The organism is Bradyrhizobium septentrionale, from assembly GCF_011516645.4.
GTDB lineage: Bacteria > Pseudomonadota > Alphaproteobacteria > Rhizobiales > Xanthobacteraceae > Bradyrhizobium > Bradyrhizobium septentrionale.
The window spans coordinates 8,856,038-8,869,386 of sequence record NZ_CP088285.1; the positions used below are offsets into that span (position 1 = coordinate 8,856,038).

The 13,349-nt window shown below is 62.2% G+C and carries 9 protein-coding genes; 2 read left to right on the plus strand and 7 right to left on the minus strand.

Features of this window, described 5'->3' with window-relative positions; translation table 11 throughout:
- Positions 1–3 precede the first annotated feature (3 nt).
- The 7 genes from tagF to HAP48_RS44610 form a co-directional block, all read right to left on the minus strand.
- Complete coding sequence (gene tagF, locus HAP48_RS44580) at positions 4–705, minus strand: type VI secretion system-associated protein TagF (RefSeq protein ID WP_166206222.1); 702 nt, start codon at positions 703–705, stop codon at positions 4–6.
- Positions 702–4,250: a type VI secretion system membrane subunit TssM gene (gene tssM / locus HAP48_RS44585; RefSeq protein WP_166206225.1), complete on the minus strand. Its 3,549-nt coding sequence runs from the start codon at positions 4,248–4,250 to the stop codon at positions 702–704. Before tssM ends, tagF begins: the two co-directional genes overlap by 4 nt.
- A gap of 45 nt (positions 4,251–4,295) precedes the next feature.
- Positions 4,296–5,510: a type VI secretion system protein TssL, long form gene (tssL, locus tag HAP48_RS44590; protein WP_275949009.1), complete on the minus strand. Its 1,215-nt coding sequence runs from the start codon at positions 5,508–5,510 to the stop codon at positions 4,296–4,298.
- Positions 5,511–5,812: 302 nt separating this feature from the next.
- Entirely contained in the window at positions 5,813–7,150 is a 1,338-nt protein-coding gene (gene tssK / locus HAP48_RS44595) for a type VI secretion system baseplate subunit TssK (RefSeq protein ID WP_166206252.1), read from the minus strand.
- A gap of 48 nt (positions 7,151–7,198) precedes the next feature.
- Positions 7,199–8,575 carry a type VI secretion system-associated FHA domain protein TagH gene (gene tagH / locus HAP48_RS44600; protein WP_166206255.1) on the minus strand — a complete coding sequence of 459 codons (1,377 nt, stop codon included), beginning with the start codon at positions 8,573–8,575 and terminating at the stop codon, positions 7,199–7,201.
- A gap of 12 nt (positions 8,576–8,587) precedes the next feature.
- Positions 8,588–9,151, minus strand: a complete 564-nt coding sequence (locus HAP48_RS44605) for a DUF6931 family protein (protein ID WP_166206258.1) — start codon at positions 9,149–9,151, stop codon at positions 8,588–8,590.
- A 5-nt stretch (positions 9,152–9,156) separates the two neighbouring features.
- Positions 9,157–11,025 carry a type VI secretion system tip protein TssI/VgrG gene (locus tag HAP48_RS44610; protein WP_166215723.1) on the minus strand — a complete coding sequence of 623 codons (1,869 nt, stop codon included), beginning with the start codon at positions 11,023–11,025 and terminating at the stop codon, positions 9,157–9,159.
- A gap of 351 nt (positions 11,026–11,376) precedes the next feature.
- Here HAP48_RS44610 and HAP48_RS44615 point away from each other — a divergent pair, with 351 nt between their 5' ends.
- Together HAP48_RS44615 and tssB are read left to right on the plus strand one after the other, a co-directional pair.
- Positions 11,377–12,690 carry a type VI secretion system protein TssA gene (locus tag HAP48_RS44615; RefSeq protein ID WP_166206261.1) on the plus strand — a complete coding sequence of 438 codons (1,314 nt, stop codon included), beginning with the start codon at positions 11,377–11,379 and terminating at the stop codon, positions 12,688–12,690.
- Positions 12,691–12,811: 121 nt separating this feature from the next.
- Positions 12,812–13,339, plus strand: coding sequence for a type VI secretion system contractile sheath small subunit (gene tssB, locus HAP48_RS44620; RefSeq protein ID WP_029080201.1), 528 nt, complete (start codon positions 12,812–12,814; stop codon positions 13,337–13,339).
- Positions 13,340–13,349 lie beyond the last annotated feature (10 nt).

Below are 13,349 nucleotides of genomic sequence, written 5' to 3' on the forward strand. Positions count from 1 at the left end.
GCGTCATCCCGTCCCGGATACCGCGCGGCTGACGTCGCCGGTCAGCAGCGTGGAATAGTGAAACGGATCCGGCAATCCGCGGCAACAGAGTGCGATCGGCGGGAACCCTTCGCCTCCGGCGGTCCACCAGAAACTAGCCGCGGCATAGATTTGAGGGTTCGCGCCGCAGAGCGCGCCGAACGACTCGGCAAACCCATCGACCGTCGAAACCATTCCCAGCGTCGCGTCGTTCAGCGACACGATTGGCGGTCCATCAGTCCCCGAGGTCCGCAGACGCGGAAGCGCGAGACGATCCAGCGCGTCGGAGATCTGCTCGAACGTCGCAGCCCGGTCCAGGGTCGAGAGCAGGAATGTCTCCACTTGGGCAAACCACTCGTCCTGCGGATCGATGTTCGGCGGCGGTAGCGCGGCGTCACCATCCTGCACCGCATGCAACGTCAACGGATAGTATCGCCCCACCCCGTCAAGCGACGGCATGATCGCTCCTGCGACGGTGGTGCCGCAGATCGCGCCGCCAAGCCAGAACCGCCAAACCGGCGCGGTCAGGAATGCTTCCTGCCAGGCGGCGCCGAGTTGATGGCGGCTCGCGGAGATGGCAGCCTGCACCCACGGCTCCCAGACTTCCAGGAAGCTGCGTGGCGTCGCGATCGCGATGAAATCACGCTTCGCGCCGATCTTGCCGAATAAGCCGCATCGCATGGTCATATTCCGGTCGGGCAACGAAACTCGCGGAGCACTGACAGGTTTAGCGGATTGCGCAACGATCCGGTGGAAATCTGATAGTTGAGCTCACGTCCGGCAACAATGAAAGTTGCGCTGGCGGTTTCCGCCTTGGCGACCAGCGAGCCGGCCTCCAGCATTCGGAACAATGACCAGGGGCCGATGCGCTCAAGCACGGATGGCGAGCCGGACTCGTTGCTGACCGAAATTGCCGTCCGCGGCGATGGGCCGGGCCAGAGCACCGTCGTCGGCGAATTGGTCTGCGGCGGCGACGGAGCAGCGGGTTGCGGCGCGCCAAACATGGAGGGAGCTGCGGCTGGTCCTGGTGTGGTGGGGCTGTTGATCGTCGTGCCACCGATCTCGGTCTTGACTGTGATGCCCGGTCCGGCGGCAGCCGGCGGCCGGATCGCAAAGGACACCGCCGGCACGCCGCCGCCGGTCTGGAAAAAGGCATCGCGGATATAGGCGGCATTCTGGAACTGCTTCAACGTGTCGGGCGAGAACGATCGTCCGACGGGGCTCTCCTTCCGCCAGACCCAGTCCGAGCGCGAAGTATCGGCATACGGCGCCAGGAACTGGGTGAAGAACTTGTCCATGATGCCGTTCGGGCTGAACAGCTTGGCGAAATCAGCAAGCGGGACTTCCTGACCACTGCTGCGGACAAACGGGTAGCGGTTGGTCACCGTCTGCTGACAGACCGGCGTGACCTGATCGCGCAACGACTGCAGGATTTGACCGGCCGTGGAGGCGGCGATGCTGCCTTCGAACTCCGCGGCTGCCGCCCGCAGCATATCGGAAAATGGCGGCGGCATACGCGAGGCATTGTTGCGCAGCGCGGCAACCTGGGTCTGAAGCCCCGCAGTTGCTTGCGCCGTCAGTTGCGGATTCTCGATCATCAGCGTCAGATTTTGCGCAATGTCGTTCAGGTTTGCGATCGTCGAGTCGATCGGCCGGCGGGTGCTCTCCCCCTCAAGCGCTGCATGGTAGGGCTTGAACTGCGACTCAATCGTCGCGCCCGGTGTACCATCCTGGGCATTGTTGAACAGCGCTGGCGTGGTCACCGCGGGCGGCACTGCCGGCGTGCCGGCGCTCGCCGGCTTCGGGCGTTCCTTGGTCAGCATGGTCTCATCGCGCACCGATTCCAGGATTTGCCGCATCGGCGAGGTCGGCGCCGAAAGCGCCCTCAGCACCTCGTATTTCGGCTTGTCGGCGAGCAATTTCTTCAGACGCAGGCTGCCGAGTGCAGTACGCCACGCCGTCACAAAATCATTGGAGTAGATGCTGAGCAGATCGCCAGCCAGGTTGTCATACTGCTGGTCAATTGCCGACTGCTGGCCGGCGTCACCCAAGACCCACCGCTCCCGCTTCATGCGCTCCGACAATCCGGGCAGTCGAGCGATGAACTTCTGATTGAAGCCGTTATAGGTGAAGAACTCGGGCACCCTCACATTGTCCAGGGGCTGCCCGGTCGTGGTTTCGAACACGACTGCGACGTCAGGACCGCCCCGGCGGCTGGCGATCCAGTCGCCGGCGGTCGATCCGCGAGCCTCCGACTTCAGGAACTCGTAGGCACGTTGCGACACGCTGAGGCGCGCCAATGAATTCTGGGCCTGCTTGATCAGCCGGCCATCAAGCTCGACCAGCGGCGGCTGCTCGGTTTCGAGGTCGAACATTGCCATGAGATTTTCATCGAGCAGGCGCCGACCTTCCGCGTTGGTCGCGCCAGGATAGAGGTTGTCCGCCCAGTCGCGCTGCATCCAGGAGCGGATGAGCTCGCGGTCTGGGGATTGCAGGCCGCCGAGCATCAGGTAGACCTTCAGCGCCTCATAGACGAAGGCAGGCTCGGCGATGCGCGCATTGAGCTGCTCTTCCAAACGGTACAGCAGCCGAGGCCTGAACATGCGCTCAAGCGCGGTGTGATAGGCCGCCTTCGCGGGCGACAACAGGCGCGCGTGCTGACTGAGCCCGTAGCGCGCCGAGAGTGCTACCGGCTCATTGCGCGAGGCATAACCGGCAGGGGCGTTCCGCAGCCGATAGAGCAGCGGCAGCACCTTGTCGAGATCGTGATCGGCGATCAGCGTTTGCTTGATGAGCGGCGCACCGGCGGCCGCATACTCGCTGTCCGCCTGCAAGCTCTGCTCGATCAGGTCGGAGTTGCGCTTATAGCTGGTCAGCCACGCACCGATCAGTCCGATCGCCACCAGACCGATCACCGACAGCGCCGCGGTTTTCAGGATCAGGGCGCGGCGCACCGCAGCACGGTCGGTCGAAACCCAGTCAGCCTCACCGATGATGACCTTCGAAATCAAATCGGCGAGGAAATAGCTCTTGCCGGTTCCGGAGTAGGCTCCTGCACCGACTTCCTCCGCGCCGAATGTACGCGCCAGCGATCCGATCAATTGATCGATCGGCGTACCCTGCTGCGTGCCCGACGTGAAATAGAACCCACGCAGATTGGCGTTCACGTGATAACGCGTCGGCTCAAAAATCTGGTTGAGGAAATCGTGGATTTGCGGCTTGAGCCGCGCCATCTGCGCCGGGAAGCCAAACAACTGCACCCGGTGCTGCGGCGTCGGCTCGTCCTGCAGACGGTCGAGCGTTTCCTCGCTCAGGCGCTCCAGCAGGCGATCGAACTCGACCGGGACCTGCCCCACCAGGTTCTGGGTCTTGTCGGCGGTCTGGAAAGTGGCGCCCCAGACCTGGCGCCGGCCGGCTTCGCCGAGATACGCGAAATATTCGGTGAAGCCGGCGACGAGATCGGCCTTGGTGAACAGCGCGTAGACCGGGAAGCTCACTTTCAGCCGTTGATGCAGTTCGAGGAGCCGCATCCTGATGGCGTCGGCATGAAGCGCGAGTTCCTGCTTCGGCAGCGTCAGCACGTCTTCCAGACTGATTGCGACGAGAACGCCGTTGATCGGCTGGCGCGATCGAGTTTTCTTCAGGATATCCAGGAAGGAGATCCAGCTTTCCTTGTCGGCCTTGCTGTTTGAATCCTGGGTTGTGTAGCGACCGGCAGTATCGATCAGCACCGCTTCCTCGGTGAACCACCAATCACAGTAGCGAGTGCCGCCGACCCCGGCGATCGCCGCCGGCGTTGCCCCTCGCGCGAGCGGAAACTTGAGCCCCGAATTCACCAGCGCCGTGGTCTTTCCCGCACCGGGCGGACCGATGATGACGTACCAGGGTAGATCGTAGAGATAACCGGACTTGTTGCCGCTCGCAGTCTTAAGTGTTGAGAGCGCATCCTTCATGCGCTCCTTGAGCACCGGCTCGTCGCTGACGGCCTGATCCGCACCGCTGACGCCGTCGGCGATTTCCTTGGCATTCTTGCGTCGCTTGAAGAAATGAAAACCGGTGACACCTGCTGCCGCGGCGCCGAGCAGCAGGATCGCGATCTGGCGAATGATGTGGTTTTCCAACGGATGCCAGTCGCCGAAAGCAATGAAGGGACCGGCAAGGTAGATCACCGCCCCAAGCGAGCTGAGCCCGACTCCATAGAGAACGATGCGTAGAATGTCCTTGGCGAGCATATTTACCGGTACCTGTCGCTTATCGCGTGAGCTTGTGGCGTCCGCCTATTCGCTACGTTCGATGAAGATTTCGACCCGACGGTTCTTTGCACGTCCCTCGGGTGTCGAATTGCTGGCAATTGGTGAATCCGATCCCTTGCCGTCGACGTCGATGCGCGAACCGTCGGCCAGGCCGGGTTTCAGCGCGGCGGCAACCGCCTTGGCGCGTTCGACCGACAATTCGAAATTCGAAGGGAAGCGCACGGTGCGGATTGGCGAGCTGTCGGTATGGCCAACCACCCGGATTCGGCCGGGCTCCTTGTCGAGCGTCGCCGCAACCCGGGCCCCGATCGGCTTGAAACCATCCAGGATGGTTGCCTGACCCGAGGCAAACAATGCGAGATCGCAGACCCTGATCACGATGAAGCTCGCCGTCTGATCCGCTGTCATGGCGCAAGCCGTCTTCTCCAGTGCAAGCGCGTTGCGAATGCGCTGCAGCTGGGTGATGCGGTCCGGGGGTGGCGGCGGAGGCGGAGGCGGCGGCGGCGCAACGACGCGGCGCTTGAGCTCGATCGGATCGCCGGGATGCAATGCCAGCGCGACTTCCGCGGCATTCTCTGCACGGCCAGCCAGCAACGTCCGCAGGACAAAATAGGATCCCGTTAGCAGCGCGGCGACCACGGCCGCCACCAGCCAAACGGGAATACGCAAGTGCTTCCGCCGACCCGCCAGGGCCTGTCCGCGCCAGTGCGGCGACAAATCGTTGGTCGGCTTGGGCCGAACCCGGCGCAGCGTTTCATAGAGGTTGCGCTGGATCACCTGGAGGTTCGCAAGCCCGCCCGGCGACGTCCGGTGAATGCCCTGGAACCCGAGCGCAAGGCAGGCGTGCTGGAGTTCGAGCACCGGGTAGTTGACCAGCGGATCAGTCTTCAAATGGTCGAGGATCTCGAAGAAGCGTACGCCGCCCACACGCTCGCCGAAGAACCGGCTGAGCATCGAGTATTGGGCCCAGACGTGTCGGTCGTCGGTCGGAATGTGTTGCACAATATCGTCGGCGGTAGCGCACAGGATATATTTCGCCGTATTGGCCTGGTGCTCGGAAATGCCGGCCGAGCGGATATCCTTCTCGAAGAACTTGATGGCGTCGGCGACCTGCTCCATCAGGCTCGCGAATGACGCCCGCATCAGTGCTACTCGCAGCCGGCCAAGCAGCTGCAGCAAAGGGCCGCCGGCGCGCATCACCGGGTTGGCGTTTGGCGCAACCAGATCGTCGACACGCAAGGGCGGTCCGGGCGGCAGGATCGGTTGCGCCTGAGCCTGCGCCGGTGTCGAAATCCATTCCTCGGACGGCTGGCTGGTCGGCGGGGCGGCGTAGCTTGCGCCCTGCGGGACAGGAGAAAATGACGGCGACGAAGGGGCACCAGGCGAAGCCACGGGCGATGGCGAGTATGCTGGACGGCTTGCAGGTCCCTCGCCCGCCGGAGGTTGAGGAGCCGGAGCCGGCGGCATCTTCCCGCCGGGGTTCGGACGGATGATGGTCCGCTCACCCCGACCGAAAGGATTAACCGGCTTGTCCCTGTCGGTCATGGCCGCTCTTCCAGGATGGCCCAAAGGTACAACTCAAGCTCCGGCCAGTCGCCGGAAAAATGCATCCCGATCGAGGCCGCAGTACTGAACTCGGGCCACAGCGGCGACTTGCGATCGAGGTAGAAATAAACGTGGTCTGTGATGGCCCGGATGTGCGGTGGCGGCGTCGGCAGATGCACCAAGGTCAAACCCGGCAGGTTTGCGTGCACGATCTCGGTCATTTTGGTGTTGGGCCCGACCTTGAACAGGTGCGGGAATTCGTTCTGAATCTCCACCAGAGGCCGCCGTGCGGCGACCTCCAGCACGAGGGTCGCATTTCGGAACAACGCGCGATCGCGGATCGGCGATACAAATGCGTTCTGGGCGCGTTCGATGATCTCCAGACGGATCGCCCGCCTGCCGAGCCGCGCGCTCAGGAAATCCTGGATGTCGCGCACCAGCGGCGTGAAGACGTATTCGAGCTTGTCGTGATCGTATGCCGGGTAGTCCCGCGCGCGTCGTTCGGTCGTTGCGAAGGTCGCAAGCTCACCGGCAAACCTCAGCAGTTCTTCGTACAGCCGCTCGGGATGTACGCTGCCGGACCGCTTGAAATGAGTCAGTACGGGAATGGTCCGATTCAGTACCTGCAGCACCAGGTAATCGACGCTCTGCAAGCCGCCGCCGGACGAAGGATCGACCGCGTAGCGTGCAAGCTCGTCGAGCTTGGTCTCAACCCAGCCAATGATGCGATTGAGCCAGCCATCGACAACCGAATGTGCGGCGCAGACCAGCATCGGCGGCACAAATTTGTCGTCGAACAGGATATTCTTGTCGCGTACTTCGAGGATGCGGGCGATGCCGAGACCCATGTATCCCGGCTTGCTGGTCTTGCGCAGCTCGAACGACAGCCGCGGATAGACGATGTCGATCTCTTCCTCGATCCGCAGCGCCGAGGTTGAATCGATATACGTTTCGGAAGTCCGAACGTAACGACTTGCGCTGTCGGTGCGATCCTCATCCACCTCCCGCGTATTGGGCGCCGCGACCGGCATCATCAGCCAGACGATCTGGCCTGCGGCCGAATCCGGCACTTCGATGGCTTCCGGGATCGGACTGTCAGCAGGGATATCGAACGGCGTTCCATCGGGCATGACGCCGGTCGCACTGCGCACGGCGAATTTGCTCTGTTGAGTAAGATCGTTATCGATCTCGAGCTGGGCAAAGCCCCAGGGGTACGGAGTTGTGTAACGAACGCGCTTTTCCAGCAGATGCTCGAGATAGCGATCGTTCTGCTGCAGATGATGCGGCCGCAGAAACAGACCTTCCGACCAGAAAACTTTGCTGTACCAGGACATTCCTGCATCCACTTGGCAATGATCGGCGACGGCATCGTCACCGACAGTTCACTTTGACCCCGACTTGTCTGCGCGGTCGTAATATTCAGAGAAATGCAGCATGAAGGTATCGATCGGCGCGCTTTCGTCGCGACCGAGATGCGCCTTCCAGCGCGTCAAGAATTCATCCCACAACTTACTCTTGTTCGAGCCGAAAAAGGATCTTGCGCCGCGCTGAAGCTCGAGCTCGCGCGCCATCAGCGTCGGATCGATACTGGCGATCAGCCCGCTGACGGCATGCTGCATTGCCGCATAGGTCTTCAATTGATGGGATTTGAGATCCTTGAAGCCCTGCGCGAAGGCATGCGGCGCATCGAGGTAACTGCGCGTCGGCGGCCCGAACAGGATACGCATCGCGTCTTCCGCGGTCGGCGAGAATTTCAGCGGATTGTTCTCTATGGCCTGGATGGTGGTTTGACTGGTGCTGCGCGTCAGCTGCTTGGCCTGGGTCCGCGCCTGCAGCAGAGCCATCAGGTTCTCCACGGTCATGCGCAGGATGATGCCCAGCTGCTCCGCGAGTTCGGCCTCGGTCTTGTCGGCAAAGAAATTGTCCGGCAGTCCGGCAGCACGCGCCACCAGGCGCGCAAACTCGGGATTGCCGATCGGCGCGGCCGTAGCCGGTGCCGGCTCGGCCACCTGCGGCCGCGGCGCTCCCGCCTGCCCTGCCGGTGGCGGTGCCGGCGGTGGCGGGACAGCCGCCTCATCGTCGGCCCAGACCGATGGTCGGCGCGGCGTCGGCATCGCGTGCAGCACGTCGACCGGCGGTTTTGGCGTGGCGGCGGGACCGGCTGCCCAGCTCATGTCGTCGTGCAGAGGCGGCTCCCGTTGAGGCATCTGCGGCGAATGCCGGACGGGGTCGACGCCCGCCGGCGGAACGCTCGCCGCCCAGTCCAGGAATTCCGCATTGACGGGCCGCGCTGCCTCGCGCGGTTTTCTCAACTGCTGCGGGTCGATTGGCGGCGGCACATCGCGACCGGGAGCCCACAGTTCCTGGTAATCGGCGTGCTGCTGCGCGAGCGGAGCTTGTTGCTGCGCGCCATGGCTCGGAATGGTCTCGGCACGCTCGTCCAGGTCCAGCGAAACGCCAATGACATAGTGGCCGATGACGAGCCGATCGCCATTGCGCAGCCGATGCGCTCCCCGTATGCGCTGGTCGGCCCCATTGAGAAACGTGCCGTTGGTCGAGACGTCGTGCAACCAGTAGCCGCCGTCGCGAAAATGGACCTCGCAATGCTTCCCCGAAATCATCCGAGACGGATCGGGCAATGTCCAATCGAGATGACGATCGCGGCCTATATCGACCGAACGCCTTCCGGTGACCGTAAATGACACAGGTCCGCCATCGGGGAGGTTGGGCTCGTTCTCGATGTTGAAGCGAAGCACCATCACATCGTCTCGTCAGCGCAGAGGGCGCGGTTCGCCGCGTGCCAACTGAATACCATCCTCCAGGCAGGCCGTCATTATCCGGTCCCTGGACTCGCGGCTAAGCCGGCAAAGTCCGATCAAGAGAGCTGCGCGAACCGCCCGCGCCGTCTGATCTGGCTTGGCTTCGACCGGGGCAAATTCCGCAGGGACCACGCTTCCGCCAGACCAGCCCGCCGCCAGCGCCAGCCAAGTCGCCGGCTGCTCGGGATCGTTGGCATTGCCGACCGCCAACGCCTTGTTACGCGATTGCTCGTCTGGCTGCCGGACCCAGGTCTCCGCAAAGCTGAGCGACCTGCCTTCGTTGCCGTCGAAATGGTCGAACATCTGCCGCAGCGAGCGACATCCCCAAGCGACGGCCACGCGCCTGGGGAGCAGATACGCGCAGAAGGATACGGCCTGGTGCCAGTTGCCTGCATCAGCGGCCTCCTGCAGGAAATCCAGCGACAACTTGTCCGGCGAGGCTTTGCCGACGTCGTAGCGCGCCAGCGGATAGGCTTCGAACAGATCGCGGACTGTGCTGAACCGAACCTGACCCATGGCCGTCAGCCGACAATGGTTGGTGTGCCGTGGGCAACCAACGGGCCGCCGGCCGCGAGCGCCATGGCGGCCTGCGCGGTCATGGTGATGGTCGGGGCGTTGATGACGATTCCGGCGGGGGTCAGGATGATCTGGCTGGGACCTACCTGGAGGGTGATGTTGACATTGGCCGTGAGCGTGATGCTCAGCCCTGCATTGACGGACTGATCCAATGCCAGCTTGATGTGCTGGCCACCCAATTCGATATCAAGCTTGTCATTGCCGTTCTTGAGCGTGGTCTTGCGGGTATCGCCGCCGAACGCGGCTTCGCCGATGGTCCTGGTCTCGGTGTCGCGGACCGTTACGTCGTGGTCTTTTTCGGCGTGCAGGGTGATCTTCTCGGACCCTTTCTTGTCCTCGAAGTTCCATTCGTTATAGCCGCCTCCTCCCTTGGTCGAGTCGGACTTCAATCCCGCAATCGTCTTCTTGGACGGCAGATCGTAGGGCAGCTTGTATTCATCGTTATACACCGTGCCGATCACCAAGGGCCGGTCGGGGTCTCCTTCCAGGAATTCCACGACCACTTCCTGCCCGACGCGCGGGATGATCTGACCGCCCCAGCGCTTGCCGGACCAGACTTGGGCCACGCGCAACCGGCACGACCGCTTCTTCTTTCGATCCCAGAAAAAGCGAACATAGATTTCGCCGAGCGACTCGACGTCGATTTCCTCGCTCGAATTGTCGTCCTTGGTGACGACCTTGGCCGTCTGGATACCATTGATCCTCGGCTTCGGCGTCATCATGGGAGATCGAAACGGCCGGTCGCTTGGCAGAAATTCGAAGCTGCCGAAGTAGACGTGCTGTCCGCCGTCGCCGGGACCGCCAGTGCGATAGGACTCGATGGAAAATGAGTGAGCTGCTCGTACGACGAGATATTCAACGTTCTGCGAGTCTTTCGAGTGCTTTTCGAGCTTGGTTAGTCCGCCGGGGAACAGGCTGACGGCGTCGCCGTTGCCGCGGCGGCGCCGATCCATCGCCTGCTCGGCCTGGAGCTGAATCTTGGCGTATCGCTCGCCGTCGGATTTCTCCTTGAACTTGCCGGGATAGTCGTAGACCTCCATCTCGGATCGTGTGTAGTGCTCGGAGCCCTTGGCGTCGCTGATCATCTGCGCGTTGGGTTTCTGGTAATTGTAGTCGTTGAGCTCGAACTTGCCGGTGCGAAACCGGCGCTCGGAAACCCACTCATAGATATGCTGCTCCTCGCGACGGTCGGATCCGGTCAGCGGGATATAGGGGATCTTTGCGAGACCGTTGATTGGGCTGTGCGAGGACTTGGAGTCAGCCAGCACCAGCGTGTGCTTGCCACCCTCATGCTTGAAGAAGTAGTAGATGCCGTGCTGTTCCATCAGCCGGCATACGAAATCCAGATCGGTCTCGCGATACTGAACGCAATACTCGAGCTTCGGACATGAGCCCTCTTCGGTAAGCTTGGACTCATAATCCGTGAAGCCGCGCTCGTTGAAGACGTCCTTGATGATGTCGGGCGCCTTCTTGTCCTGAAAAATCCTGCAATCGGTGGTGCGCGACAGCAGCCATAGCCAGGGCCTCAGCACGATCCGGTAGCTGAAATAGTCGTTCTTGACCCCGAGCCACTGCGCTTCCGTGAGGATGCCGCTGAACTCGCGCTCCTTCCCGTGCAATTTGATGGTGAGCGTGCACTGCTGTCCGATTGCGCGATCGAAGTCGAGATCGGCGTCCTCGCTGAGGCACTCGATACGATATTCGAACAGTTCACTCAGACCTTCAGAGGCCTCGAACCTGACAAAAACCAGAACGTCCTTGCCAAGGGGGGTCTTGAGCTCGCAAAGGCGGGTATCCTGGGTAAGCTGGCCCATGTGGGCGTTAAACTCCTTCGTTGACAGCACGATCCGCGCCACCGGCGCATCAGGTCGTCAAGCACGAAACAACCGAAATCCGAGCTAGCCATCGGTGGGATGACCGACAAGTTGCCCGGTGTCACCCCTCCTGACGCGCCGAAGTACGCGCCCGAGGGAACCATCCCGGCACTCTTGTAGTCGGCTCCAAGAGCTTGTTGGTTCACGCGAAACTGTCGTGGCCGCCGGGAATGAACCGAGGTCATCGTTGTTCTGACCTAACAGACAATCGGATCATGATCCCCGCCTGATCCGCCACTTGTGACGGACTTGGCAAAGGGGGCCAGGGCCCCGCAGACGGACCATCTTTGCATGCTCGATGTCACATCCCTGACGCAGCCCATAGCCCCGGACGATCCCTGCGGGCCTGACCTCGATGCGGCCGGGGATGTCCAGTACCTGAATTTCTTCGCAGGTGCGGAATCGCTGCTTCCGATGTCGTATTTCGAGGTCGTCAACGCCAACGGAGAGCGCGGACGCTTCGACCCAAAGGCCATCGACATTGCCGGCCAGTTCGCCGCCGCGCAGCCCCTCCTGGCACGCACCCGCGATCTGCGCCTAACCATGCTGCTCGCCAAGTTCTCCATCCTGAACCGCGATCTCGATGGCTTTCTCACCTGCCTCAAGGCGACCACCCTGCTGCTCCGCGAACAATGGGAAGCGGTTCACCCGAGGGGCGAGGACGGCGACTATGCCTTTCGCGCCGTCACCGTCGAGGCGATCGACGTGTTTCCGACGGTCATCAACCCGCTCCAATTCCTCCCCCTGATCGAAAATCGCAGGCACGGCAGCCTCAACTACCGTGCCTATCAGATTGCCAAGGGCGAAATTCCCGCCGCTGACGCTGACGTCGACGCGCCTGACCTCGGAACCATCGAGCGCATCATCGGCGAGACCGACCTCGACACCCTGAAATCGTTGAGCGCCCGCTGCTCCGCGGTCGCGGCCGAGATTGCCGGCATCAAATCGGCTTGGCACGAAAAGTTGAACTCGGGGCAACCCGTCAGTCTCGACAGGCTTGCGGGTGTCGCGAATGGCATGGCCAACTGGCTCGCGGGCCTGGTCACCGCACGCGATCCAACCGCAGCTGCTCCATCTCCGGACGAAACTGCTCAAGACGACCAGCAGCATCCCATTGAAATGGCCGGCGCAGTGACCTCACCGGGCCGGGCATCCGCGGCGCTGGCGGCAGCCGCCGACTATTTCGCTCGGAAGGAACCGTCGAGCCCGGCGCTCTTGCTGGTGCGGCAGGCGCAGGACATGGTTGGCAAATCGTTTATCGAGGTGATGCGGATGCTGATGCCCGCCCACGTCGAGAGCGCTGCCATCAATATCGGACGTGACAAAGTTTTCGACCTGCCGATCGAGCGCATGGCGGAATTCGCCACATCGCTCCCAGCCGCGGCCGAAAGTGACGCTCAAGATGCTGTTTTTTCAGCAGAAAACAGAGCGCAGGCGTTGGACTTGCTGACCAAGGTTGCATCTTTCTTCCGCGCCGCGGAGCCGTCCAGTCCGATCCCGTTCCTGGTCGATCGCGCGCGCGAACTCGCACAACGAGATTTCCTCAGCCTGCTGAGTGACGTCCTGCCCGAGGGCGCTCTGAAGGCGATCGATAAATCGAATTGAACCCGCCTTCCGTTCGACGGGACTAAGAGAAGGAAGCTCCGCTGACGAAAGACCGAGGCACTTCCCGAGCCTGCGTCGCGCAAGTCGGCTTCCGCACAGATTTTGTGAAGAGGGCAACCCAATGGCAACCGACAGCGGACAAAAGTTCATTCGCCGAAACCGCGCACCGCGCGTGCACATCACTTACGAAGATCCCTACGACGCCGAGCGGCTGATCGAGCTGCCGTTTGTCATGGGCGTCCTGTCCGATCTTTCCGGCAACAACCCCGGCGTCGAGAAGGCGAAAGTCGAAGAGCGCAAGTTCCTCGAGTTCGACATGGACAATTTCGACAACCGCATGGCGGCGATCCAGCCCGGCGTGACGGCGCGTGTCGCCAATCGTCTTAGCGACGGGTCTGACGAAAAGATCTCCGTCAACCTGAGCTTCAACAAGATGTCCGACTTCACGCCGGTGGCGGTCGCCCGCCAGGTACCGGCTACGGCAAAGCTCCTCGAAGCGCGCGAACAACTCGCCAACCTGCTCCGCTACATGGATGGCAAGGTGGGCGCCGAGGATCAGCTGAAGAAACTCCTCGCCGATCCTCAACTGATGGCCGCACTGCGCGAGCGCGCGACCAGCCAGTCAACCGAAGCCGACACCAACAGCTAACGGAAGGGAT

Coding starts and splice junctions, on each gene's coding strand:
- tagF (WP_166206222.1), bottom strand. CDS start 705: ATGACCATGCGATGCGGCTTATTCGGCAAGATCGGCGCGAAGCGTGAT.
- tssM (WP_166206225.1), bottom strand. CDS start 4,250: ATGCTCGCCAAGGACATTCTACGCATCGTTCTCTATGGAGTCGGGCTC.
- tssK (WP_166206252.1), bottom strand. CDS start 7,150: ATGTCCTGGTACAGCAAAGTTTTCTGGTCGGAAGGTCTGTTTCTGCGG.
- tagH (WP_166206255.1), bottom strand. CDS start 8,575: ATGGTGCTTCGCTTCAACATCGAGAACGAGCCCAACCTCCCCGATGGC.
- HAP48_RS44605 (WP_166206258.1), bottom strand. CDS start 9,151: ATGGGTCAGGTTCGGTTCAGCACAGTCCGCGATCTGTTCGAAGCCTAT.
- HAP48_RS44610 (WP_166215723.1), bottom strand. CDS start 11,025: ATGGGCCAGCTTACCCAGGATACCCGCCTTTGCGAGCTCAAGACCCCC.
- HAP48_RS44615 (WP_166206261.1), top strand. CDS start 11,377: ATGCTCGATGTCACATCCCTGACGCAGCCCATAGCCCCGGACGATCCC.
- tssB (WP_029080201.1), top strand. CDS start 12,812: ATGGCAACCGACAGCGGACAAAAGTTCATTCGCCGAAACCGCGCACCG.